The following is a 4,373-nucleotide window of genomic DNA, read 5'->3' as shown; positions in this document are numbered from 1 at the left end:
GCTCAACCTTATAGTCAAGCCGGTACACATACACATTCGAATTTCTGCTAGAGCGATACACTAAAAACACTTTAAATGATAAAAGCTTGCATATAATACCGGCTGCAATATCTCCTTGGAAGTTAAAACCATTTATGGATCTACCTTACTATTTCGCTATTGTTACCTCCCTTCCTTTTAGCTAACAGCACCTTTTAACTCAAGTTGCTCAACTGTATATAAAAGTCCACTTTCAATGGTGTAACAATATTCTATCGCCATAATCCCTCGCTTCAACAAGCGCTTTTGTAACTGGTAACTAATATGCATCGTTAAAACTGCCTGACAATCTGCCAACACTGCTAAAATGTCATCCCGGCGTTTATCTTTGGTAATGAACTTTTAATTAATTGTACAATATCTTTCTAATAGAAGAATATCGACTAATTCATATCTTTTACCATTGACATGATAAATCTGGAATTCTTCTGCTTGCTCGAAATGCAAATCAACCAACTTACTAGATTTACTAGTAACAGCTACCTTGTAGTATCCGGTAAAGGAAATAGGCTGAAGTGGCTTATACTCAAACAGCTCAGGCTGCTTTACGTGACGTCTGAATTCTGAAGAACGATCTTGGGCTAAAAGACCAATGGCATCGGCCCGGCACAGACGGCAATGAGTCATCTGTTTCATTTCGCTGCAGCAGGCAGCCCGGACAGCGGCAATATCATTCATGCTTGTTTGAGGTAAACCAGAAAAAACGCTGCCAGGGGCCGGAATAAACGGCATAATGTTTATTAGGGTTGCTCCAAGTTGTTTAACTCGCCTTACGATGGCAGGTATATGCCAATCATTAACGATTTTAATCATGACAATGTTCACCTTAACCTGTATACCATGACCAGCCAAATACATAATCCCTTCTTGCTGATTATGCACCAGAATTTTTGAGCCTTCTAACCCCATATAGCGTTTTCCCAGATAATTGACACTACCATAGATTTGTTCACCTATTGCCGGGTCAATACAGTTAACAGTAACAGTAACATAACGTACACCAAGCTTTACAATCTCTGGAGCATATTCTGGCAGTAATAACCCATTTGTTGACAAACAAAAATGAATGTCAGGAGCGGTCTGTTTAATTAACGTAATCGTCTTTCGTGTTTCCTCCCAGTTAGCTAAACAGTCACCTGGACCTGCAATCCCGACAACACTAAGGTTAGGAATTTCGGCTTTTACCTGCTCAAATTTTTCTCTAGCTTTTTGAGGTGATAGGATCTCACTGGTTACACCCGGACGACTTTCATTAACACAATCGAATTTACGGCTGCAGTAATTGCAGCTAATATTACACCGGGGGGCCACCGGCAAATGCATACGGGCATATTGATGCTGCGCTAGAGCAGAAAAACAAGGATGTTTATCGGTAAGCACGCTCCGCATAGAGCGGCCACCCCCTTTCCTCTAGTTGTACATAAGGCTTTGTTCTGTAAAAAAGACAAAGGCTTACCACATATACATGCAGTAAGCCTCATTGCTTCTGTTATCTATTCTATTATGTTAGTAGATTGTTAAAAGTAAAGCTATGGGACAGAAACATCCTGCTCCATAGCGTCATTGCTGCAAAACATATCTCCTAGTTTATAAAAAATATACCATAGATAGCCAGTTTACTGCAATAGTTCTGAAATAAATTCGAAAAATTAAATATTTAATGTTAAAATTATACTATCCTTGCAAATTCATACATATACCGTTATAATCAAAACTGCAATCTTCAAAAATGCTCCATCCTCTGCTTCAACCAGCAGATTTCTTTTACTTTTAAGATCGGAGGCTCTGTCCATGGAATCATCCAAAGATGAAGTACACGAACTACTTATGGCCATTGTAGGTTCTCTCAATAACACACTCTATGACCTTGCAACAGAAAACGAGCGAAACGGTAATAAAGTAACTGCCAAACGCTTAGAATTTTCTCGTCAAAAAATCATGACAGCCTGGGAAGTATATAATCAAAAACGTGCCGAAAAAAAATAAATGAAGCTTTATGGCTAGCCCATAAAGCTTCATTTCACTTCATGCTGAGAATATCTTTGACTACCTCGCCGGCAATAATAAGACCAGCAACTGATGGCACAAAGGCAATACTTCCGGGAATTTGTCGGCGGGCAGTACATTTACGTGTTGTCCCCTGCGGGCAAACACAACCAACACTGCAACTGGAACTTTCTGTTTCCACTGGCTTGCGTGGCTCTTCTTTGGAATAAACGACTTTAAGGGAATCTACCCCGCGTTTTCTTAACTCTTGCCGCATTACCTTAGCTAAAGGACACACCGATGTATTAAAAATGTCTGCAACTTCAAACTTAGTCGGATCCAGTTTATTTCCGGCTCCCATAGATGAAATAATGGGAATATTCTTGGCTTTAGCCCTAACAATTAAATCAAGTTTGGCAGTAACGGTATCAATGGCATCAACGATATATGTGTAATCATCAGCAATGAGCCTTGTTGCTGTATCTGGCATATAAAATTCCTGAAAGATAGTAACTTCGGCTTTAGGATTAATTTCGAGAATACGGTCACGCATAACCTCAACTTTAGGTTTGCCAATAGTTTTTCTAGTGGCGTGTAATTGTCGATTAATATTTGTGAGGCAAATACAATCATCATCCACCAATACAAATTTACCGACACCAGAACGCACTAACCCCTCAACTACAAATGTGCCGACGCCACCAATACCAAAAACAGCTACCTTACTTTTAGCCAATTTTTCCAGGCCTTCTGCACCAATTAATAATTCTGTCCGGGAAAACTCATGCAGCATACTGTCACCCTTACTTGTCTGTCATATCTACTTAGTATACCAAAATCCTCCCAGACTAATCAATAGCTCTACTTCCACCTATTTGCGAGAAATTCGCGGCTTAATTACTTTACCGCATTTTGGACACACATGCTTGCCATCCTGATCAATTTCCATAACAACTCCACATTGAATATGCACTAACATTCTGCCACCTCCTGAGATAGTCCCTGAATACATTTGATTACTCTTCATTTCCACTATGCCCCACTCAAACAAAGTCAATATAATACCGCACTAAACAGTATATGAGCTTTAACATTTTTTAGACCAATCATTTTCAAATAAAAGTATGATACAGCCAACCCTTAAATCGCATACAACTTTTGCCCGTTAGTCATTGTTATTATACATTTGTATTTTTGTTGAAAACTCGAGTATACAAATAAATTCTATCATGCAGTAATATTATTTGTAAATAGAAAAATATTACATTAATAACTTATTAATCCACTGTAAACAACCCCATCCTGGCAATATATACTTTTTGACTTTTCACCCATATTCCGGACACAAAAGCCAAAAAAATGCATAAGTTGACTGGTTATACCATAAGATAGTATAATTTATATATAGATAGTATGGGAGGCGAAGCAATATGGACATTGCTGCTCTTGCCACAGTTGTTACACAAGCAAACATTAAACAACAAGCCAATATCCTCATGATGAAAACAGTGATGGATACCGCTACAAGCCAAAGTCAAAGTCTGTTTCAATTGATGGGAACCGGACCTGCGCTTTCCCCTTCCCATTTAGGCAATAATATTGATATTTCTATTTAGTATTATAAAAAGCTTCTGAACTTAGCTCAGAAGCTTTTTTTCCAATCTACAACAATAGCAAAATATTCTAAATATGGAGGATTTATGAATAAACTTTACGCACTTATAGGTCCCCCAGCTTCAGGCAAAACCAGTATTATGAATGAGCTTGCACAATATGGAATCCCTATGATGGTTAGCCACACTACCAGAAAACCAAGACCTGAGGAAATTGATGGTATCCATTACTATTTCGTCACCAAGGAAAGTTTCCAGAAAACCGAGCTCATTGAACGGGTTGAATACTCAGGAAACTTATATGGTTTAAGCAAAAATGAAGTGCTTGAAAAAGTCAAAAAATATCCGATAAGCACAGTTGCTGTAAACACGCAGGGACTCACGCAGTTAAGAAAACTGTTTGGTAATCGTATGGAATCGATATTCATCATGGCAGATCATGATACAGTCATTAGCCGGATGTTAGAACGTGGCGATGATCCTTCTCAAATCAAACGTCGAATTGAATATGCTAACAGCACTGGAGAATTCGACAACTGGCAATCAGCCACCTATGTAGTAAAAAACACCGGACAACTTGCGGTTGCGGTTCGCCAGATACTAGCTATTGTCGGGAAAATAACACTTCCGCCTAAAGTGATATAACAAGCAAAAAGACTACCATATTGTCTGGTAGTCTTTTGCCCTTTACTCAAACTCTATTTCTAGGGCAAAACGGGGAACCTTCCTGCCGTC

General features: G+C 38.9%; 5 protein-coding genes. 3 read left to right on the top strand and 2 right to left on the bottom strand.

The window, feature by feature from the left end:
• Positions 1–381: 381 nt before the first annotated feature.
• Entirely contained in the window at positions 382–1,428 is a 1,047-nt protein-coding gene (nifB, locus tag AC29Z1_RS14265; RefSeq protein WP_488272123.1) for a nitrogenase cofactor biosynthesis protein NifB, read from the bottom strand.
• Between the two features lie 402 nt (positions 1,429–1,830).
• Between nifB and AC29Z1_RS14260 the strand changes: the two genes are divergently transcribed.
• Complete coding sequence (locus tag AC29Z1_RS14260) at positions 1,831–2,025, top strand: hypothetical protein (RefSeq protein WP_488272122.1); 195 nt, start codon at positions 1,831–1,833, stop codon at positions 2,023–2,025.
• 34 nt (positions 2,026–2,059) lie between these two features.
• Here AC29Z1_RS14260 and AC29Z1_RS14255 read toward each other — a convergent pair whose 3' ends face one another.
• Positions 2,060–2,818, bottom strand: a complete 759-nt coding sequence (locus AC29Z1_RS14255) for a tRNA threonylcarbamoyladenosine dehydratase (protein WP_488272121.1) — start codon at positions 2,816–2,818, stop codon at positions 2,060–2,062.
• A gap of 637 nt (positions 2,819–3,455) precedes the next feature.
• Between AC29Z1_RS14255 and AC29Z1_RS14250 the strand changes: the two genes are divergently transcribed.
• Positions 3,456–3,641: a YjfB family protein gene (locus AC29Z1_RS14250; protein WP_488272120.1), complete on the top strand. Its 186-nt coding sequence runs from the start codon at positions 3,456–3,458 to the stop codon at positions 3,639–3,641.
• 84 nt (positions 3,642–3,725) lie between these two features.
• Entirely contained in the window at positions 3,726–4,283 is a 558-nt protein-coding gene (locus AC29Z1_RS14245; protein ID WP_488272119.1) for a guanylate kinase, read from the top strand.
• Positions 4,284–4,373: the final 90 nt, after the last annotated feature.

Source organism: Sporomusa sp. (assembly GCF_057736855.1).
The sequence above is the reverse complement of the archived record's forward strand: the minus strand, read 5'-3'. Positions and strand labels throughout refer to the sequence as shown.